Below are 19,693 nucleotides of genomic sequence, written 5' to 3'. Positions count from 1 at the left end.
TCGGGCTTTGCGCGCTCAGCCATGGGCGTGCTCCTCCATGACCTTGTTCTTCAGCCCGGTGCCGAGATAGGCCTCGATCACCCTTTCGTCGTTCTTGACCTCGTCCACCGTGCCCTGCGCCAGAACCTTGCCCTCGGCCATGCAGATCACCGGGTTGCACAGGCGCGCGATGAAATCCATGTCGTGCTCGATCACGCAGAAGGTGTAGCCGCGTTCCTTGTTCAGCCGCACGATGGCGTCGCCGATGGTGTTCAGCAGCGTGCGGTTCACCCCGGCGCCCACCTCGTCCAGGAAGACAATCTTGGCGTCCACCATCATGGTGCGCCCCAGTTCCACCAGCTTCTTCTGCCCGCCGGAGATGTTGCCGGCCTTCTGGTCGGCGATGTGGGAGATGGTCAGGAACTCCAGCACCTCGTCGGCCTTGGCGCGGATGCGTTCCTCTTCCGCCGCGATCTCCCCGCGCGAGAACAGCGCGTTCCACAGCCTTTCGCCCGACTGGTTCGGCGGCACCATCATCAGGTTCTCGCGCACCGTCATCGAGCTGAACTCATGCGCGATCTGGAAGGTGCGCAACAGGCCCTTGCCGAACAGCACATGCGGCGGCAGGCCGGTGATGTCCTCGCCGTCCATCAGGACCCGGCCCGAGGTCGGCGGCAGGCGCCCGGCGATGACGTTGAAGAGTGTGGTCTTGCCGGCGCCGTTCGGCCCGATCAGCCCGGTGATCGACCCCGTGGCGATTTCGAGCGAGGCGCCATCGACGGCATGGAAGCCGCCGAAATGCTTGTGCAGCCCTTCGACCCTGATCATGTTTTCCCCTTCTGCCGCCGGTTCGCCTGCCTGTCTGGCCCGCGCCGGCGGTCGTATTGATTGTTCACGGCCGGAAAGCAAGCTTTCCGGCCGGGATCGTCTTCACTGGCAGGACCAGGGGATCAGCGGATGCCGACGCTTTCGAACTTGCCGTCCTTCACCTCGTCCTCGGAATAGGTGCCGCTCGAATCGCCGTTGTCCAGGAACTGCACCCCGGTGGCGCCGTCGTAGTCGATGGCGGTGCCGGCGGCGATCAGTTCCAGCGCCTTGCCGATCTCGCCCGCCTTGATCTTGACGCCCGAGCCGTCGGCGGGGCCGTTGGCGACTTCCATGATCTTGTCCTTGTAGACCTTGCCGTCGGTGGAATTCGCAGCCTGCATCGCCAGCATCAGCAGCGCCGCCGCGTCGTAGGATTGCGCCGCGAAGTTGGTCGAGCCGTCGAAGGACGGGTCGAAGGCCGTCGCCATGTCGAGGTAGATCTGGTAGCCCTCGGCGGTCGAGGTCGGGTGCTGGCCGAAGGAGCCGTTCAGCCCCGGGCCGATGTTGTCGGGCAGGCTTTGCCCATACATGCCGGCCGGAAGCCCGAAGACCGAGAAGGCCCCGGTGTCCAGCGCGGCCTGGATGATGCCCTTGCCGCCCTGGTCGATGTAGCCCGCGACCACCAGAACGTCGCCGCCCGCCGCGGCCAGCGCCGCCACTTCGGCCGAGTAATCCGCCTTGCCGTCGTCATGGCTGGCGTTGATGGTCACCGTGATGCCCATCTCCTTGCAGTTGGTGTCGATCGCCTCGGCCTGGCCCTTGCCGTAGTCCGAGTTGGAATAGGAGATCGCGATCGACTTGATGCCGCGGTCGCGCAGCACCTCGCACATGATCACGCCTTCGCGCGCGTCCGAGGGCACGGTGCGGAAGAACAGGCCGTCGTCCGGGTCGGTCGACAGCGCCGGCGAGGTGGCCGAGGGCGAGATCATCACGATGCCGTTCGGCATGGCGACGTTGGTCAGCACGGCGCGGGTCACGCCCGAGCAGTCGGCGCCGACGATGCCCTTCACCCCGTCCGAGGTGACCAGACGCTCGGCCGCGGCCTGGGCCACGGCGCTGTCGATGCAGGTCGAATCGGCGCGGACGCTCTGGAACACCCAGCCGTTGGCGGCCTTGCCGGAGTCGTTGGCTTCCTTGACCGCCATGTCCACGGCGGTGAACATGTTGGGCGCGATGCTCTCGATCGGGCCGGTCGCGCCGAGAAGGGTGCCGATTTTCACGTCCTCGGCCGCGGCGGCGCCTGCGGTCAGCGCGAAGGCCGAAGCGGCCAGCAGCAGTTTTTTCATTGGTGATCTCCCTGGTTTGGATCGCAATCCTGCAGCGACCCTAAAGGCAGTATGATCAAAAGAAAAGCGCCTTGAAGCGGGGGCGCCGGGCTCCTTGGCGCCCCGGCGCGGGGGCTGCCGTGGCCGCGCCGGGGCGCAGGGAATACCGGACCTCCTGCAAACTCCGCTTTGGAAACGGCGGGTCCTGCGCGATGATGCGGCCGGCGCCCCGCGGGGCGGCCGATTTCGCACCACGAAAACCTTTGGAGAGCGCGATGAATTTCACCCAGGCCATCGGCAGCGCCTATCGCAAATACGTCACCTTCGGCGGACGGGCCAGCCGGTCCGAATACTGGTGGTGGTTCCTCTACATCATCCTGACCAGCATCGTCGTCGGCATCGTCGAGGGCGTCCTGGGCCTGGGCACCGGCACGGTGGAGACGGTCGACGGCGGGGTGTCGGCCAGCTTTGCCGGCGGGCCGCTGTCGATCATCTGGGCGCTGGCGCATCTTCTGCCCGGCATCGCGGTGGGCGTGCGGCGGCTGCACGACACCGACCGTTCGGGCTGGTGGTATCTGATCGTCTTCGTGCCGCTGATCGGCGCCATCGTGCTGCTGGTGTTCTTCTGCACCAGGGGCACCGCCGGCGACAACCGCTTCGGCCCCGATCCGCTGGGATCGCCCGCCAACGTGTTCTGAGGGAGGCGCGCGCCTGCCGTCAGATCGACAGCCGCACCGGCACCGCGCCCGGCATCCCCTGCGTCCCGCGCTCGCGGTAGGGGGTGGTGTTGTAGTGGCTGCGGTAGCATTTCGAGAAATGCGACGGGCTGGCGAAGCCGCAGGCCAGTGCCACGTTGATCACCGACATGTCGGTCTGCATCAGCAGGTTGCGGGCCTTCTGCAGCCGCAGTTCCATGTAATAGCGCTTGGGGCTGCGGTTGAGGTAGCGGCGGAACAGCCGCTCCAGCTGGCGGGTGGACATGCCCACCTCCTCGGCCAGGTCGGCGGGGGACATCGGGTCCTCGATGTTGCCCTCCATCATCTGGATGACCTGGGACAGCTTGGGGTGGCGCACGCCGATCCGGGTCGGGATCGACAGCCGCTGGGTGTCCTGGTCGGTGCGGATGGTGGAATAGATCAGCTGGTCGGCGACGGTATTGGCCAGGTCCTCGCCATGATCGGCGGCGATCACCTTCAGCATCAGGTCCAGGGACGAGGTGCCGCCGGCGGTGCTCCAGCGGTTGCCGTCCATCACGAAGACGGATTTGGTCAGCCGGACCTCCTCGAATTCCTCCAGGAAGCCGTCCTGGTTCTCCCAATGGATGGTGGCCTTGCGCCCGTCCAGCAGCCCCGCCTTGGCCAGCGCATGGGCCCCGGTGCAAAGCCCGCCCATGGTGACACCGCGCCGCGCCTCGCGCCGCAGCCAGTTCAGCACCGGCTTGGTGGTGGCGCGGCCCACGTCGATGCCGCCGCAGACCAGCACGATGTCGTCGCGGTCGATCTCGTCCAGCCCGATGTCCAGCCGGAAGGCCGCGCCGTTCGAGCAGGCCATGAAACCGCCCGCGCCCGGCTCGCCGGCCAGGACCCAGCTGTAGAGGGTCTTGCCCGACACCCGGTTGGCGATGCGCAAAGGCTCCACCGCGCCCGCGAAGGACAGCATGGTGAAGCGCTCCAGCAACAGGAAGACGAAGCGCCGGGCGGGCGCCGCCTTCTCGGTCTGGGTGGCCTTGCGGGGGAGGCTGGGCATGTCTGCGACCTGTTCGCGTCGTTAGCGGATCATGGATACCCGAATCCCCTGCTTCCGCAAGGGGCGGGTCCCGCCATTTCGCGGCCCTTTTCGCCTTTGCTTCCGGGGCGGGCAGGCGTATAGCCGTGCCGTTACCGCAAACGACCCGGAGGAAGCCATGACCAAGGGCTGGATGAAATCGGACTGGCGCGCGAAACCGCGGATCCAGATGCCCGATTATCCCGACGCCGCCGCGCTGGCCGCGGCCGAGGCGCAGCTGGCGAAATATCCTCCTCTGGTCTTCGCCGGCGAGGCGCGGCGGCTGAAGAAGCAGCTGGCCGAGGCGGCGGAGGGCCGGGCCTTCCTGCTGCAGGGCGGCGACTGCGCCGAAAGCTTCGCCGAGTTCAGCGCCGACAACATCCGCGACACCTTCCGGGTGATGCTGCAGATGGCGGTGGTGCTGACCTACGGCGCCAAGGTGCCGGTGATCAAGGTCGGCCGGATGGCCGGGCAATTCGCCAAGCCGCGCAGCGCCCCCACCGAGGTGGTGAACGGGGTGGAACTGCCCAGCTACAAGGGCGACATCATCAACGGCTTCGACGCGACCGAGGCGGCGCGCCGGCCCGACCCGCAGCGGATGCTGCAGGCCTATACCCAGGCCGCGGCCAGCCTGAACCTGCTGCGCGCCTTCTCGACCGGCGGTTTCGCCGACATCAACCGGGTTCACAGCTGGACCCTGGGCTTTGCCGAGCACGACAAGGCCGAGCGCTACCGCGAGCTGTCGAACCGCATCTCCGATGCGCTGGACTTCATGAAGGCCGCCGGCATCACCAGCGAGACCGCGCCCTCGCTGGCGGCGGTGGACTTCTATACCAGCCACGAGGCGCTGCTCTTGGAATACGAGGAGGCTTTGTGCCGGATCGACTCGATCACCGGCCAGCCGGTGGCGGGGTCGGGCCACATGATCTGGATCGGCGACCGCACCCGCCAGCCCGACGGCGCGCATGTGGAGTTCTGCCGCGGCGTGCTGAACCCGATCGGGCTGAAATGTGGGCCCTCGACCACTGCCGAGGACCTGAAGGTGCTGATGGCGAAGCTGAACCCGGCCAACGAGCCCGGGCGGCTGACCCTGATCGCCCGCTTCGGCGCCGGCAAGGTCGGCGAACACCTGCCGCGGCTGATCCGCACCGTGCAGGAAGAGGGGGCCAAGGTGCTGTGGTCCTGCGACCCGATGCACGGCAACACCATCAAGTCCTCGACCGGCTACAAGACCCGGCCGTTCGACAGCGTGCTGCGCGAGGTGCGCGAGTTCTTCCAGATCCACAAGGCCGAGGGCACCGTCCCCGGCGGCGTGCATTTCGAGATGACCGGCAAGGACGTGACCGAATGCACCGGCGGGTTGCGCGCGGTGACGGACGAGGATCTGTCGGACCGCTACCACACCGCCTGCGACCCGCGGCTGAACGCCAGCCAGTCGCTGGAACTGGCCTTCCTGGTGGCCGAAGAACTGTCGGCACAGCGCGAGGCGGCGCGGCGCGTGGCGCTGTAAGCCGGATTTTCGCCGAAAATCCGCAGGTTCCGAGTTTTGGCGAAAACTCGGGGCGCCTCGTTCAATCGGCGGAATGCACCAGCCGCAGATGGGCGCGGCCGGGCCGCAGAGCCGCGGGCGGCCCGGCGGGTGCGGCCTCCGGCAGCACCAGCCGCTCCTCCACCGCCCGGGCGATGGCGAAGCGGCGGGGCGCGCGGCCGGTCTCGCCCTCGGTTGCGAGGCATCCCAGCACCAGGTCGCGGCCGCCGCCGCCGGACCGCAGCGGCAGCAGCAGCAGCCGGCCGCGCAGCGCCGGGCGGCCGATGCCGCGCTCGGCCTCCAGCTCCAGCTCCGCCGCCTGCGGCAGGTCCAGCACCCGCTGCACCACCTGCGCCAGCCGGTCGCGCGCCTCGGGCAGGACCAGCACCGACAGCGGCAGGCCCTTCATCTCCAGCCCGGCGATGTCCGCCAGCGCCATGCCGGCGATGCGCAGCCGCACCAGCCCCGCGCCGATCCTTTCACCGACGAAGACCCGGTCCAGCACCCCGGCCATGCCGCGCGGGTCGAGGTCGGCGCGGGCGGGAAGGGCGCCGCCGCGGCGCAGCCCTTCCCAATAGGCGCGCAGCTCGGCGGGGCCCCGCGGGGGCAGGGGGGACGGTCTCGGGCCGCCGGGAAATGAAAACACCATCGCAATTCCCTCCAGAGGCCGACGCCTTCCGCCCATGGCCTCGGCGGCGGGCTTCGGTTAATGCTGCGGCAAGATGTGTTACCGATGGGTGAACATAGCGCCGATGCGGCGGATTCGGTCGAAAATCTCGACAAATGGTAAACATCGCCCGGGGGCAGCGGGCGCAGGGAAGGGGATGCGATGACGGTTTCGATGACGGGCTTCGCCGCCCGCCGGGGCGCGGGGGCGGGCTTCGGCTGGACCTGGGACATCCGCTCGGTCAACGGCAAGGGGCTGGAGCTGCGGCTCCGGGTGCCGGACTGGGTGGACGGGCTGGAGGTCGCCTTGCGGGCGGAGCTGCAGAAGGCCATGGGCCGCGGCAATGTCAGCCTGTCGCTGAAGCTGTCGCGCGAGGCCGGGGGCGCCGAGGCGCTGCGACTGAACGAAGAGATGCTGGCCGGGGTGCTGGCCGCGCTGGCCCGGGCCGAGCAGGCGGCGATGGCGGCGGGCGTCACTTTGGCACAGGCCACGGCGGCGGATGTGCTGGCGATGCGCGGCGTGCTGGAGACCGGCGCGGCCGAGGAGGACACCGCCCCCCTGCGCGCGGCGATCCTGGCCGATCTGCCGGCGCTCTTGTCCGAGTTCCACGCCATGCGCGAGGCCGAGGGCGCGGCGCTGGCCGCGGTGATCGCCGGCCAGCTGGACCGGATCGGGGCGCTGGTGGCCGAGGCGCGCCTTCTGGCCGAAGCGCGGAAGGAGAAGGCGGGCGAGGCGCTGCGCACCGCGCTGGCGCGGCTGCTGGACAATGCCGAGGGCGTCGACGAGACCCGGGTGGCGCAGGAACTGGCGCTGCTGGCGGTGAAGCAGGACGTGACCGAGGAGACCGACCGCCTGGCCGCCCATGTCGCCGCGGCGCGGGCGCTCTTGGCGGAAACCGCCCCGGTCGGTCGCAGGTTCGACTTCCTGATGCAGGAATTCCTGCGCGAGGCCAACACGCTGTTGTCGAAATCCCAGGACCTGGCGCTGACCCGCACGGGGCTTGACCTCAAGACCGTGATCGACCAGATGCGCGAGCAGGTCCAGAACGTGGAATGACCATGCCCCCCTCGCCAAGCCGCCGCGGCCTTCTCCTGATCCTGTCCTCGCCCTCGGGGGCAGGGAAATCGACGCTGGCCCGCAGGCTGATGGACTGGGACCCGGCCATCCGCTTTTCCGTCTCGGCCACCACCCGCGCGCCGCGCCCGGGCGAAGTGGAGGGGCGCGAATACTATTTCAAGCCGCGGGCCGAGTTCGAGGCGATGGTGGCCGGCGGCCAGATGCTGGAACATGCCGAGGTCTTCGGCAATCTCTACGGCTCCCCCCGCGCGCCGGTCGAGGCGGCGATGGCCGAGGGCCGCGACACTCTCTTCGACATCGACTGGCAGGGCGGCCAGCAGATCCGCAACTCGGCGCTCGGCCGCGACGTGGTCTCGGTCTTCATCCTGCCGCCCTCGATCACCGAACTGGACCGGCGGCTGCGCGCGCGCGGGCAGGATTCGGAAGAGGTGATCCGCGGCCGGATGGCGAAGAGCCAGGCCGAGATCAGCCATTGGGCGGAATACGACTACGTGCTGGTCAACGACGATCTGGAGGAGACCTTCGCCCGCCTGCTGAAGGTGCTGGAGGCCGAGCGGATGCGGCGCGACCGCCAGCCCGGGCTGTCGGACTTCGTGCGCGGGCTGAACAGGGAGTTCGAGGCGAGATGATCTATACGCTGGACGGCATCGCGCCGGAAATCGACGCCGACGCCTGGGTGGCGCCGGGGGCGCAGGTGATGGGGCGGGTGCGGCTCGGCCCCGGGGTGGGCATCTGGTTCGGCGCGGTGCTGCGCGGCGATAACGAATGGATCGCGGTCGGCGAGGCCACCAACATCCAGGAGAATTCGGTCCTGCACACCGACATGGGCTATCCGCTGACCATCGGTGCGAACTGCACCATCGGCCACAAGGCGATGCTGCACGGCTGCACCATCGGCGAGGGCACGCTGATCGGCATGGGGGCGACGGTGCTGAACGGGGCAAGGATCGGCAAGGGCTGCCTGATCGGCGCCTGCGCGCTGATCACCGAGGGGAAGGAAATCCCCGACGGGTCGCTGGTGATGGGCAGCCCGGGACGGGTGGTGCGGCAGCTGGACGAGGCGGCGCAGGCGCGGCTGCTGAAATCGGCCGAGGGCTACCGCGCCAATGCGGCGCGGTTCCGGGCGGGGCTGCGGCAGGTCTGACGGCGGCTCGTCGTCGCATCCCGTGCGCTCCTCGCGACGAGGAACGAAGTTCCCGAGGAGCCTCAGGGCGAAACCCGCTTGCCCCCGGCCCTGGCGCTGTCGGCGATGGCATGGATCACCCGCTCGATCCTGAGCGCATCCGCAAAGGAAGGTGCCGCCGGTTCCAGCCTGGCGATGCCGCGCAGCAGGGCGGCGCATTCGATAACCTTGAGGTCGTTGAAGCCCAGCTGATGCCCCGGGGCCGGGCAGAATTCGCCATAGGGCGGGTGCGCCGGGCCGGTCAGGAGGGTGCGGAAGCCCTGGGTGGCCCGGTCGCCCTCGTTGAGGTAAAGCTGCAGCTCGTTCATCCGCTCCTGGTCGTAGACGATCATGCCCTTCGTCCCGTGCACCTCGAACCCCAGCCGGCTTTTCCGCCCCCAGGCCGCGCGCGAGATCACCAGCGACCCCTGCGCCCCCGAAGCGAAGCGCAGCAGCACCCCGGCGGTGTCCTCGTTCTCCACCGGCGCGACGCCCGAGCCGTCCGGCAGGGGCCGGGTCGGATAGACCGTCTGCATGTCGGCGACCAGGCTGTCGATCCCGCCCATGAGGCCATGCGCCATGGAAACCAGATGCGAGCCGATGTCGCCGAGCGCGCCAAGCCCCGCCTCCGCCAGTTTCGCCCGCCAGCTCCAGGGCAGGTCGGGGTCGGCCTGGTAATCCTCGTCCACCCAGCCGCGGAACTGGAACACCCGGCCGATGGCGCCCTCGGCCACCAACCGCTGCGCATGGGCGAAGGCGGGGTTCTTCAGGTAGTTGTAGCCGACCATCGTCACCACGCCCGCGGCCTCGGCCGCCGCCGCCATCTCCTCGGCCTGCGCCAGCGTCAGCGCCATCGGCTTCTCGCACCAGACATGCTTGCCGTGGCGGATCGCCTCCAGCGCCATCGGGTGATGCAGTCCGTTCGGCGTGGTGATCGAGACCACATCGACACCCGGATCGGCGCAGAGCGCCTGCCAGTCGGAGGTCGCCCGGGCGAAGCCGAACTGGTCGGCCATCGGCCCGGCCCGGCCGGGCGTGTCGCACAGGACCTCCAGCCGCGGGGCGGGGACCGCGCCCATCACGCCGCCGAGCACCGCCTTGACATTCCGCCAGGCCAGAGCATGGGTCTTGCCCATGAAGCCCGTGCCGATCAGACCGACCCCCAACCCCGCCATCGCCCCGCCTTTCCGCTTGGAATATTTGTTCCATGCGTGCTAGCCTGAACCCCATGTCTCCTGTCAAGGAAAATCCGATGGACCTGCCCGAGTCCCTGGCCGCGCCCGAGGTTGCTCCCGCCGCCCCCCCGGCCTCGGTCGAGGAATTCCGCGAAAGGCTGTCGGCGCAGCTGGACGACCTGCCGAAGCGGCTGCGGCAATGCGCCGAGCATATCGCCGCCAACACCGACCGCATCGCCGTGTCCACCGTGGCCGAACTGGCGGCAGGCGCCGACGTGCCGCCGAGCGCGCTGATGCGCTTCTGCCAGATCATGGGGTTTTCCGGCTTTTCCGAGATGCAGAAGCTTTTCCGCGAGGCCTTCGCCCCGGGCTGGCCCGACTATTCCACAAGGCTGAAGAACCTGAAGGAGGGCGGGCAGGGCAGCCCCTCGGCCCTGCTGGCGGAATTCGTCGAGGCCGGGCGGCTGTCGCTGGAGGCGCTGGCGAAATCGGTGGACGAGGCGGCGCTGAATGCGGCGGTGCAGGTGCTGGCCCGGGCCGATACCGTGCATCTGGTCGGGTTGAGGCGCGCCTTTCCGGTCGCCAGCTACCTGGCCTATGTGTTCGAGAAGATGCAGGTTCCCGCCATGCTGCACGACGGCGTCGGCAAGCTGGACCACCGTTTCGCGCTGCGGTCGGGCGATGCGCTGCTGGCGATCACCTTCGCGCCCTATTCCGAGGAGACCATCGCGCTCGCTCAGGACGCCCGCGACCGCGGCCTGCCGGTGGTGGCGCTGACCGACCGGATGACCAGCCCGCTGGCCCGCAGCGCCGATGCGGTGCTGACCGTGCCCGAGGTGGATTTCGGCGCCTTCCGCTCGCTCTCCGCCACCATCGCCATGGCGATCTCTCTGGCGGTGGCGGTGGGGTCGGCGCGCAACGGATAAATCCCGCCTGCGCCGAGATTCCGCTTCCCCCGCCGGAACAAATGGAATAAAAATTCCAAAACCATGCCTGCACCCGAGTCTCGCGCCCGGGCGGCGAAGGGGAGACGACGCATGAAGACGCTCGATGTCATCACCATCGGCCGGTCCTCGGTGGATCTTTACGGCGCGCAGGTCGGCGGGCGGCTGGAGGACATGGGCTCGTTCCAGAAATACATCGGCGGCAGCCCGTGCAACATCGCCGCAGGCACCGCAAGGCTGGGGCTGAAATCGGCGCTGATCACGAGGGTCGGCGACGAGCATATGGGCCGCTTCATCCGCGAGGAACTGGCGCGCGAGGGCGTGGATGTGCGGGGCGTGAAGACCGACCCGGAGCGGCTGACGGCGCTGGTCCTCTTGGGCATCCGCGACGACAAGCAGTTCCCGCTGATCTTCTACCGCGAGAACTGCGCCGACATGGCGCTGTGCGAGGGCGACATCGACGAGGGCTTCATCGCCGAGGCCCGGGCGGTGGTGGCGACCGGCACCCACCTGTCCCATCCGCGGACCGAGGCGGCGGTGCTGAAGGCGCTGACCCTGGCCCGCAAGCATGGCGCGCAGACGGCGCTGGACATCGACTACCGGCCGAACCTCTGGGGCCTCTCCGGCCATGGCGATGGCGAGAACCGCTTCATCGCAAGCGCCGCCGTCACCGCCAGGCTGCAAGCGACGCTGCCGCTGTTCGACCTGATCGTCGGGACGGAGGAGGAGTTCCACATCGCCGGCGGCTCCACCGACACCCTCGCGGCGCTGCGGGCGGTGCGGGCGGTGTCGAAGGCCACGCTGGTCTGCAAGCGCGGGCCGATGGGCGCGGTGGCCTTCACCGGCGCCATCCCGGAGACGCTGGAGGAAGGCCAGTCCGGCCCCGGTTTTCCCATCGAGGTGTTCAACGTCCTCGGCGCCGGCGACGGCTTCATGTCTGGCCTGTTGAAGGGCTGGCTCGATGGTGAAAGCTGGCAGGTGGCGCTGACCTATGCCAATGCCTGCGGGGCCTTCGCGGTTTCGCGCCACGGCTGCACCCCCAGCTACCCCAGCTGGACCGAGTTGCAGTTCTTCCTGTCGCGCGGGGTGAAGACCCCGGCCTTGCGCAAGGACGCGGCGCTGGAGCAGGTGCATTGGTCCACCAACCGGCGCAACGGCGGCGACTGGTCCACCATGCGGGTCTTCGCCTTCGACCACCGGATGCAGCTGGAGGCGATGGAGGGCGCGACGCCGGAAAGGATCGGCGCCTTCAAGAAGCTTTGCCTGCAAGCGGCCCTGCAGGTGGCCGGCGGCAGACCCGGCCACGGCATCCTCTGCGACTCGCGCCTGGGGCGCGAGGCGCTGTATCGGGCCGCCGGCACCGGCCTCTGGATCGGCCATCCGGTGGAATGGCCCGGCTCCCGCCCGCTGGAGCTGGAGCCGGAGATCGGACCGGATTTCGGCGGCCTGTCCGAATGGCCGCTGGAGCATGTGGTCAAGGTGCTGTGCTTCTACCACCCCGACGACGACGAAGCGATGCGGCGGCGGCAGGAGGAGACCGTAACCCACCTGTTCCACGCCTGCCGCCGCAACCGTCTGGAGATGCTTCTGGAAATCATCCCCTCCAAGGTCGGCCCGGTGGAGGACGACACCTCGGCCCGGGCGATCCGGCGCTTCTACGAGATCGGCGTCTATCCCGACTGGTGGAAGCTGGAGCCCTTCGCCACCGATGCCGCCTGGCGCCTGTCCTGTGCGGCGATCGAGGAGAACGACCCGCATGTCCGCGGCGTGGTGGTGCTCGGCCTCGACGCCAGCGAGGCGGAGCTGGCCGCCAGCCTGGACCTTGCCGCCGGCCATCCGCTGGTGAAAGGCTTCGCCATCGGCCGCACCATCTTCGGCGAGGCTGCCCGCGGCTGGCTGAGGGGCGAGATCGGCGACGACGAGGCGGTGGCGGCCATGGCCGGGAAATACGCGCGGCTCTGCGCGATCTGGGACGACGCGCGGAAAAGACAGGAGCTTGCGGCATGACGGTGATCCGGCTTACGGCGGCGCAGGCCATGGTGAAATGGCTTTCGGTGCAGAGGACGCCCGAAGGGGACCGCTTCATCGAAGGGGTCTGGGCGATCTTCGGCCACGGCAACGTGGCGGGCCTGGGCGAGGCGCTGCACGGCATCGGCGAGGCGCTGCCGACATGGCGCGGCCAGAACGAGCAGACCATGGCCCATGCCGCCATCGCCTATGCCAAGGCGAAGGCGCGGCGGAAGGCGATGGCGGTCACCTCCTCCATCGGCCCGGGGGCGACCAACATGGTCACCGCCGCGGCGCTGGCGCATGTCAACCGGCTGCCGGTGCTGTTCGTGCCGGGCGATGTCTTCGCCAATCGTGCGCCCGATCCGGTCTTGCAGCAGATCGAGGATTTCGACGACGCCACCGTCTCGGCCAACGACTGCTTCCGCCCGGTGGTGCGCTATTTCGACCGGATCTCCCGCCCCGAGCATCTGCTGACCGCTTTGCCCCGCGCCTTGCGGGTGATGACCGATCCGGCGGATTGCGGGCCGGTGTGTTTGGCCTTCTGCCAGGACACCCAGGCGGAAGCTTATGACTACCCGGCGGAATTCTTCGAGCCGCGGGTCTGGCACATCCGCCGCCCCGAGCCCGACGCCCGCGAACTGGCCGAGGCCGTGGCGGCGATCCGTGCCGCACAGCGCCCGCTGATCGTGGCCGGGGGCGGGGTGATCTACTCGGGGGCCGAGCAGACCCTGCTGGACTTCGCCAGGATGCACAACATCCCGCTGGTGGAGACCCAGGCCGGCAAGGGCGCGGTGGACTGGGAGGAGCCTCTGCACTTCGGCTCCCCCGGCGTCACCGGCACCGGCTGCGGCAACAGGCTGGCGGCGGAGGCCGATCTGGTGATCGGCGTCGGCACCCGCTTCCAGGACTTCACCACCGGCAGTTGGACGGTGTTCAGCGCCCCCGGCCGCCGGCTGCTGTCGATCAACATCCACGGCTACGACGCCGGCAAGCGCGGCGCGCAGCCGCTGGTGTCGGATGCCGGGGTCGCGCTGGAAAGGATATCCGCCGCTCTCGGTGGGCATCGCTTCGCCGACCCGGACTTCAAGGCCCGCGAGGACTGGTTCCGCACCACCGACGCCCTGTTCGCCGCACCGAAGGGCAACGAACTGCCCACCGATGCGCAGGTGATCGGCGCGGTGGACCGCAATGCCGGCAAGCAGAGCGTGATCATGTGCGCCGCCGGCACCATGCCCGGCGCGCTGCATGTGCTGTGGCGGGCGGCGAGAGGAGGCTATCACATGGAATACGGCTATTCCTGCATGGGATACGAGATCGCCGGGGCGATGGGGATCAAGATGGCGCTCCCTGACCGCGACGTGATCTGCATGGTCGGCGACGGCAGCTACATGATGGCGAATTCCGAACTGGCGACGGCGGTGATGATGGGCATCCCCTTCACCGTGGTGCTGACCGACAACCGCGGCTATGGCTGCATCAACCGGCTGCAGCAGGCTACCGGCGGGGCGCCGTTCAACAACCTGCTGGACGACAGCCGCCACGTCAACGCGCTGCATCTGGATTTCGTTTCCCATGCCCGCGGTATGGGGGCCAATGCGGTGAAGGTCTCCGGCATCGCCGGGCTGGAGGAGGAGATGCGCAAGGCCAAGGCCGCGGCCATCCCCACCGTGATCGTGATCGACACCGATCCCGGGCCGGGCACCGGGGCGGGCGGGCATTGGTGGGATGTGGCGGTGCCGGAGGTTTCCTCTAGAGCCGAGGTGAGGGAGGCCCGGAAGGGCTATGAAGAGGGTGTCCGGCGGCAGCGGCTGGTGAACTGACGGCGGCCGGGGGCCAGCCCCCCGGGCCCCCCGGGATATTTGAGGACAGATGAAAGCCATGGCCGGTTTGCTGAGGAAACCCGATGGGGTGCGGGGCAGGGTCCACGCGGTTTCTGCCGCGGATGCGGGCTGGGGTTACGTTGGCTTCAACCTCTACCGGCTGGAGCCGGGCGACGTGGCCGAGGAGGCTACCGGCGGCAACGAGGCGATCCTGGTGCTGGTCGAGGGCCGCGCGCGGATCACCGGCGCCGGGCAGGACTGGGGCGAGATGGGCGGGCGGATGAACGTCTTCGAGAAGACGCCGCCGCATTGCCTCTACCTGCCGGACGGCTGCGACTGGAGGGCCGTGGCCACCACCCCCTGCACGCTGGCGGTCTGCCTGGCCCCCGGCAAGGGCAGCCATCCGGCGCGGCGGCTGGGGCCGGAGGGGATCGAACTGACCCCGCGCGGGACGGGGGCCAATACCCGCCATGTCCACAACATCGCCATGGAGGCCCGCGACGTGGCCGACAGCCTGCTGGTGACCGAGGTCTTCACTCCGCAGGGCAACTGGTCCAGCTATCCGAGCCATCGCCATGACGAGGACGACTTCCCCCGCATGACCTATCTGGAGGAAACCTACTACCACCGGCTGAACCCGCCGCAGGGCTTCGGCGTCCAGCGGGTCTATACCGAGGACGGCAGCCTGGACGAGACCATGGCGGTGAAGGACCACGACCTGGTGCTGGTGCCGAAGGGCCATCATCCCTGCGGCGCCCCCTATGGCTACGAGATGTATTACCTGAACGTCATGGCCGGGCCGCTGCGCAAATGGCGCTTCGGCAACGACCCCGACCACGACTGGATCTGGCGCCGCGATAATCCCCGTGTCTGAGGGCCCGGGACCTGACGGGCTCTGGCCCGGGCGGCGGATCGGCGCTAGAAGGGCGCCATGCTGCAGGATGTCCTCGATGCCATTCCCCTGCCGGCGCTGGCGATCGGCGCCGACGAGCGGGTGCTGCACACCAACGCCCGCGCCCGCGAGGCGCTGCCCGGCCTGGCCGAGGGCCGCAACGTCGCCCTGGCCCTGCGGGCGCCGGCCTTCCTGACCGCGGTTGCCGCGGCGCTGCGGGGGCAGGCGCCGGCGGAGGAGCCGCGCTTCGCCCTGACCCGCGACGGGACGGAGCGGCAATGGCAGGTCTCGGTCGGGCCGGTGGCGGGGCCGGAGGGCAGGCTGGCGCTCTGCGTCTTCCGCGACCTGTCGGAGGAGGTGCTGGCCAGCCAGATGCGCCGCGATTTCGTCGCCAATGTCAGCCACGAGCTGCGCACGCCGCTGACCGCGCTGATCGGCTTCATCGAGACGCTGAAGGGCGCGGCCAAGGACGACCCCGCCGCCCGCGACCGCTTCCTGAGCATCATGGAGCGCGAGGCCGGCCGCATGGTCCGGCTGGTGCAGGACCTCTTGCAGCTGAGCCGGGTCGAGGCCGAGGAGCGGATGCGCCCGGCCGCCTCCGTCGATCTGGCCGCGCTGCTGCGGCAGGTCGCCGGCAGCCTGAAGCCGGTGGCCGAGGCCGCCGGCGCGCGCATGGTGCTGGAGGGGCTGGAGGCGCCGCTGGTGGTGCCGGGCGACGCCGACCAGCTGGTGCAGGTCTTCACCAACCTGGTGGAGAACGGGCTGAAATACGGCGCGGCAGGGCAGGAGCTGCGCATCCGCGCCACGGCAGAGGACAGCATCCGCGGGCCTGCGGTGCGGGTCTCGGTCATCGATCGCGGCGAGGGAATCGACGCGGTCCACATCGCCCGGCTGACCGAACGCTTCTACCGCGTCGACAGCCACCGGAGCCGCGAGAAGGGCGGCACCGGGCTGGGGCTGGCCATCGTCAAGCACATCGTCCAGCGGCACAGGGGCTGGCTGAAGATCGACAGCGTGAAGGGCGAGGGGTCGACCTTCAGCGTGATCCTGCCGCGGGGGTGACGCGTTTTCGTCGAAAACGCGTGAGATACTGATTTTCGGCGAAAATCAGGGCTACAGGCGGGCGAGGCGTTCGCTCAGCAGGGCGTAGAAGCCGTCGCGGTCCACCCCGCCCACGAACAGCGCGTTGACCGGCCGGTCGGTCACCCGCCACCAGTCGGCGACGGTCATGCCGAGGGTCAGTTCGGACTGCGTCTCGATCTCGACGTTGATGTGGCGGCCGGAGAACAGGCCGGGGCGCAGCAGGTAGGCGATCACCGTCGGGTCGTGCAGCGGCGCGCCGGCGCTGCCGTATTTCTCGGTGTCGAAGCGCTCGAAGAAATCGGTCCAGCTGGCGACGGCGCGGCCGACCTCGGTGCCGAGCGAGCGCATCTCCTCCACCCAGTCGCGCGAGGTCAGCGCCTTGTGGGTCACGTCCAGCGGCATCACCACCAGCGGCACGCCGGATCTGAACACGATTTCCGCGGCTTCCGGGTCGACGTAGATGTTGAACTCGGCCGCCGGGGTGATGTTGCCGACCTCGAAATAGGCCCCGCCCATCAGCACGATCTCGGCCACCCGGCCCGCAACGTCGGGCGCGCGCTGGAAGGCGGCGGCGATGTTGGTCAGCGGGCCCAGGGGGCAGAGCGTCACCATCCCCGGAGGCTCGCGCCGCAGGGTCTCGATGATGAAGTCCACCCCGTGCTGGGATTGCAGCGGCAGGGTCGGCTCGGGCAGCGGGATGCCGTCGAGGCCGGTCTTGCCGTGGACATGCTCGGCCGTCACCAGCTTGCGGCGCAGGGGCGCGTCGCAGCCGGCGAAGACCGGCACCGGCCGGCCGGAGAGTTCGACGACGATGCGGGCGTTCCGCTCGGTCAGCGCCAGCGGCACGTTGCCGGCGACGGCGGTGATGCCGAGGACCTCGATCTCCTCCGGCGAGGCCAGGGCCAGCAGGATCGCCACGGCATCGTCCTGGCCGGGGTCGGTGTCGATGATGATCTTGCGGCGATGGGTCATGCGGCGCTCCTGTTCGGGCGGAGCTAAGACCATGCCGCCCGGCTTGTCCAGAGAAGGGGCGGGCTCGCACCCGCCCCGGCCCGGTCAGCCGTCGAAGTCGACCGTCTCCATGATCTTCAGCGCTGCCGCGCGGTGGCTGGCGACCTCGGCCAGCGGCAGGGCGTCGGGGGTGAACTCGCCCCAGCTGGCGACCAGTTCCGACCGCGGCACGCCGGGCTTCACCGGGAATTCGTGGTTGGTCTCGGCATAGATCTGCTGGGCATGGTCCGAGGACAGCCATTCCATGAACTTCAGCGCCGCGTCGTGGTTGGGCGCCGCCTTGGTCATCGCCACACCCGAGATGTTGACGTGCGTCCCGCCGCCCTCGAACACCGGGAAGACGATGTTCACCGCCTCGGCCCAGGCCTTCTGCTCCGGGTCGGCCAGCATCTGGCCCATATAATAGGTGTTGCCGAGCGCGATGTCGCATTCGCCGGCGGCGATGGCCTTCACCTGGTCGCGGTCGCCGCCGTCGGGCTTCTTGCCGAGGTTGGCCTTCAGCCCGGCGGCCCATTGGCTGGCCGCCTCTTCGCCGTGATGGGCGATATAGGCGCCGAGCAGGGCGACGTTGTAGTCGTGCAGGCCCGAGCGGGTGCAGAGCCGGCCCTTCCACTTGTCGGAGGCGAGGTCCTCGTAGGTGGTCACCTCGCCGGCCGCCACGCGGTCCTTCGAGGCATAGACGATGCGGGCGCGGGTGGTCAGGCCGAACCAGTGGCCGGCGGGGTCGCGCAGGGCCTCGGGCACGTTGGCCGACAGCACCTCGGATTCGACCGCCTGGGTCACGCCGGCATCGACGATCTGCTGCAGGCGGGCGATGTCCACTGTCATCACGATGTCGGCGGGGGAGCGGTCGCCTTCGGCCTGCAGCCGCTCGGCCATGCCCTTGTCGACGAAGGCGACGTTGACGGCGATGCCGGTGTCGGCGGTGAAGGCATCGACCAGGGGCTGCAGCAGCTCGGGCTGGCGGTGGGAGTAGACGTTCACCTCCTCGGCCAGGACGGGCAGGGCGGTCGTCACGGCGAGCGCGGCGAGGGTCATGCGAAGCGAGGCATGGTGCATTTCTGACTCCTTTTCTAGGGTTTCCGGTTCCCGGTTAAACGGGAACCCGCCTTCCGGTCAACTGCCGATTGCCGGGCAGGGGTTGCCCGGCGGCAACCATCGTCGGCCTGATGCGGGCCCGGTCTTGACCCCGGGCGGCGGAAGCGCCAGATCGGCGGCGCGAGGCAACGTCCTCCCCCTTTCCACGAGGGCAGAAGACCGGGACGGCCCGGCGCCTTTGACCGGAAGGGGTGCCGTGATGGCCTGGGTTTCGCTTTTTCTTGCAGGTATTTTCGAGATCGTCTGGGCGAGTGCCATGAAGGCCTCGGACGGATTCACCCGGCCCTGGCCGGTGGTGCTGATGGTGGTGACCATGGCGCTGAGCTTCGCACTTCTGGCCCACGCGATGCGGTCGCTGCCGCTGGGGACGGCCTATGCGGTCTGGACCGGGATCGGCGCGCTCGGCTCCTTCGCGTTGGGCATCGTGGCGATGGGAGAGCCCGCCACCGCGATGCGGCTTGGCGCGGCGGGGCTGATCCTGTCGGGGATCGTGCTGATGAAGCTGGCGGGGTAGCGGCGGCCTTGCCCCGCAAGCCGAAGGGCCGCCCGGCAACCCGGACGGCCCTGGCGTGATCGGCTTCGGCGATCAGGTCATTCCGCCTTCATCGCCTCGATGGAGATCGCTACCGCCACCTCGTCGCCGATGAAGGGGGCGAAGGCGCCGAGGTTGTAGTCGGAGCGCAGGACCGTGGTGGTGGCGGAGAAGCCGGCCCAGGGTTTCTGTTCCATCGGATGCTCGCCGGCCTGGTTCAGCACCGCCTCCAGCACCACCGGCTTGGTCACCCCGTTCAGCGTCAGGTCGCCGGTGATGCGGGCGGTGGTCTCGCCGGTCACCTCGATGGCGGTGGAGGCGAAGCTGACGGTTTCGTCCTCGGCGGCGTCGAAGAAGTCGGGGCCCATCAGGTGGTCGAAGCGGGCCTGCCAGCCGGTCAGCATGGTGCGGACCGGGAAGGCGACCGTCACCGAGGAGGCGGCAGGATTCTGCCGGTCGAAGGCGATCTCGCCCTCGAAGCCCGAGAACATGCCGGTCGAGGTGGAGAAGCCGAGGTGGTTGTAGGAGAACACGATCTGGCTGTGGCCGGGGTCGAGCACATAGGTCTCGGCCTCGGCCAGTGCAGGCGCGGAAAGAAGCGCGAGAGCGGCAGCGGACAGGAGGGCGTGGCGGATCATTTGTCAGTCCTCGGAAGGGGTTGCGATACCTGGCACAGGCTGCGGGCAATGCTGCGGCTGCACAATCCGGCGCGGGCGAACAGCGGCTGCGCGCCGGCGAACATCACGATCCCGCGGGGAGCGGACCCGGCGCGGAGCCGCCGAGCCGTGCCGCCGCGCTTGCCCGGCGGGCCGGTTCCGC

At 69.3% G+C, this 19,693-nt stretch carries 19 protein-coding genes; 11 read left to right on the top strand and 8 right to left on the bottom strand.

Features of this window, described 5'->3' with window-relative positions:
• Positions 1 to 15 precede the first annotated feature (15 nt).
• The gene (locus G5B31_RS14040; RefSeq protein ID WP_165018741.1) at positions 16 to 807 is read right to left on the bottom strand and encodes an ABC transporter ATP-binding protein; all 792 of its coding nucleotides are present in this window, start codon (positions 805 to 807) and stop codon (positions 16 to 18) included.
• A 122-nt stretch (positions 808 to 929) separates the two neighbouring features.
• Positions 930 to 2,132, bottom strand: a complete 1,203-nt coding sequence (locus tag G5B31_RS14035) for an ABC transporter substrate-binding protein (protein ID WP_165018739.1) — start codon at positions 2,130 to 2,132, stop codon at positions 930 to 932.
• Positions 2,133 to 2,386: 254 nt separating this feature from the next.
• Between G5B31_RS14035 and G5B31_RS14030 the strand changes: the two genes are divergently transcribed.
• A complete protein-coding gene (locus G5B31_RS14030; protein ID WP_165018737.1) occupies positions 2,387 to 2,809 on the top strand; it encodes a DUF805 domain-containing protein in 423 nt (140 codons plus the stop codon).
• Positions 2,810 to 2,828: 19 nt separating this feature from the next.
• On the opposite strand, the gene G5B31_RS14025 is transcribed toward G5B31_RS14030, so the two are convergent.
• Complete coding sequence (locus G5B31_RS14025) at positions 2,829 to 3,857, bottom strand: GlxA family transcriptional regulator (protein WP_165018735.1); 1,029 nt, start codon at positions 3,855 to 3,857, stop codon at positions 2,829 to 2,831.
• 157 nt (positions 3,858 to 4,014) lie between these two features.
• On the opposite strand from G5B31_RS14025, the gene G5B31_RS14020 reads away from it, so the two are divergent.
• On the top strand, positions 4,015 to 5,385 hold the full coding sequence (locus G5B31_RS14020; protein WP_165018733.1) for a class II 3-deoxy-7-phosphoheptulonate synthase: 1,371 nt from the start codon (positions 4,015 to 4,017) through the stop codon (positions 5,383 to 5,385).
• 61 nt (positions 5,386 to 5,446) lie between these two features.
• Here the strand turns inward: G5B31_RS14020 and G5B31_RS14015 are convergent, their stop codons facing one another.
• A complete protein-coding gene (locus tag G5B31_RS14015) occupies positions 5,447 to 6,052 on the bottom strand; it encodes a PAS domain-containing protein (protein WP_165018731.1) in 606 nt (201 codons plus the stop codon).
• A 180-nt stretch (positions 6,053 to 6,232) separates the two neighbouring features.
• On the opposite strand from G5B31_RS14015, the gene G5B31_RS14010 reads away from it, so the two are divergent.
• From G5B31_RS14010 to G5B31_RS14000, 3 genes are read left to right on the top strand one after another with little or no spacing between them, the layout of a single operon-like run.
• On the top strand, positions 6,233 to 7,126 hold the full coding sequence (locus G5B31_RS14010) for a YicC/YloC family endoribonuclease (protein WP_165018729.1): 894 nt from the start codon (positions 6,233 to 6,235) through the stop codon (positions 7,124 to 7,126).
• A gap of 2 nt (positions 7,127 to 7,128) precedes the next feature.
• On the top strand, positions 7,129 to 7,776 hold the full coding sequence (gene gmk / locus G5B31_RS14005; RefSeq protein WP_165018959.1) for a guanylate kinase: 648 nt from the start codon (positions 7,129 to 7,131) through the stop codon (positions 7,774 to 7,776).
• Positions 7,773 to 8,291 (top strand): gamma carbonic anhydrase family protein, encoded by a 519-nt coding sequence (locus G5B31_RS14000; RefSeq protein WP_165018727.1) that lies wholly within the window; start codon positions 7,773 to 7,775, stop codon positions 8,289 to 8,291. The genes gmk and G5B31_RS14000 overlap by 4 nt, the downstream gene beginning before the upstream one ends.
• 62 nt (positions 8,292 to 8,353) lie before the next feature.
• Here the strand turns inward: G5B31_RS14000 and G5B31_RS13995 are convergent, their stop codons facing one another.
• Positions 8,354 to 9,484, bottom strand: a complete 1,131-nt coding sequence (locus G5B31_RS13995; RefSeq protein ID WP_165018725.1) for a Gfo/Idh/MocA family protein — start codon at positions 9,482 to 9,484, stop codon at positions 8,354 to 8,356.
• 77 nt (positions 9,485 to 9,561) lie between these two features.
• Here G5B31_RS13995 and G5B31_RS13990 point away from each other — a divergent pair, with 77 nt between their 5' ends.
• From G5B31_RS13990 to G5B31_RS13970, 5 genes are all read left to right on the top strand, one after another.
• Complete coding sequence (locus G5B31_RS13990; RefSeq protein ID WP_165018724.1) at positions 9,562 to 10,410, top strand: MurR/RpiR family transcriptional regulator; 849 nt, start codon at positions 9,562 to 9,564, stop codon at positions 10,408 to 10,410.
• 111 nt (positions 10,411 to 10,521) lie between these two features.
• Positions 10,522 to 12,435 (top strand): 5-dehydro-2-deoxygluconokinase, encoded by a 1,914-nt coding sequence (gene iolC, locus G5B31_RS13985; RefSeq protein WP_165018722.1) that lies wholly within the window; start codon positions 10,522 to 10,524, stop codon positions 12,433 to 12,435.
• Positions 12,432 to 14,258, top strand: a complete 1,827-nt coding sequence (gene iolD, locus G5B31_RS13980; RefSeq protein WP_165018720.1) for a 3D-(3,5/4)-trihydroxycyclohexane-1,2-dione acylhydrolase (decyclizing) — start codon at positions 12,432 to 12,434, stop codon at positions 14,256 to 14,258. Before iolC ends, iolD begins: the two co-directional genes overlap by 4 nt.
• A 58-nt stretch (positions 14,259 to 14,316) precedes the next feature.
• Positions 14,317 to 15,132, top strand: a complete 816-nt coding sequence (iolB, locus tag G5B31_RS13975) for a 5-deoxy-glucuronate isomerase (protein ID WP_165018718.1) — start codon at positions 14,317 to 14,319, stop codon at positions 15,130 to 15,132.
• A 57-nt stretch (positions 15,133 to 15,189) separates the two neighbouring features.
• Positions 15,190 to 16,212 (top strand): cell wall metabolism sensor histidine kinase WalK, encoded by a 1,023-nt coding sequence (locus tag G5B31_RS13970; RefSeq protein WP_165018717.1) that lies wholly within the window; start codon positions 15,190 to 15,192, stop codon positions 16,210 to 16,212.
• Positions 16,213 to 16,263: 51 nt separating this feature from the next.
• Here G5B31_RS13970 and G5B31_RS13965 read toward each other — a convergent pair whose 3' ends face one another.
• Together G5B31_RS13965 and G5B31_RS13960 are read right to left on the bottom strand one after the other, a co-directional pair.
• The gene (locus G5B31_RS13965) at positions 16,264 to 17,205 is read right to left on the bottom strand and encodes a nucleoside hydrolase (RefSeq protein WP_165018715.1); all 942 of its coding nucleotides are present in this window, start codon (positions 17,203 to 17,205) and stop codon (positions 16,264 to 16,266) included.
• 84 nt (positions 17,206 to 17,289) lie between these two features.
• A complete protein-coding gene (locus G5B31_RS13960) occupies positions 17,290 to 18,303 on the bottom strand; it encodes a Fe(3+) ABC transporter substrate-binding protein (protein WP_240904420.1) in 1,014 nt (337 codons plus the stop codon).
• Between the two features lie 238 nt (positions 18,304 to 18,541).
• Between G5B31_RS13960 and G5B31_RS13955 the strand changes: the two genes are divergently transcribed.
• Positions 18,542 to 18,856, top strand: coding sequence for a multidrug efflux SMR transporter (locus G5B31_RS13955; RefSeq protein ID WP_165018713.1), 315 nt, complete (start codon positions 18,542 to 18,544; stop codon positions 18,854 to 18,856).
• A 77-nt stretch (positions 18,857 to 18,933) separates the two neighbouring features.
• On the opposite strand, the gene G5B31_RS13950 is transcribed toward G5B31_RS13955, so the two are convergent.
• Positions 18,934 to 19,512: a YceI family protein gene (locus G5B31_RS13950; protein WP_165018711.1), complete on the bottom strand. Its 579-nt coding sequence runs from the start codon at positions 19,510 to 19,512 to the stop codon at positions 18,934 to 18,936.
• Between the last annotated feature and the right edge of the window lie 181 nt (positions 19,513 to 19,693).

Source organism: Rhodobacter sp. SGA-6-6, assembly GCF_011043545.1.
Taxonomy (GTDB): Bacteria; Pseudomonadota; Alphaproteobacteria; order Rhodobacterales; family Rhodobacteraceae; genus Pseudogemmobacter.
This window is presented reverse-complemented; position numbering and strand designations above follow the sequence as displayed.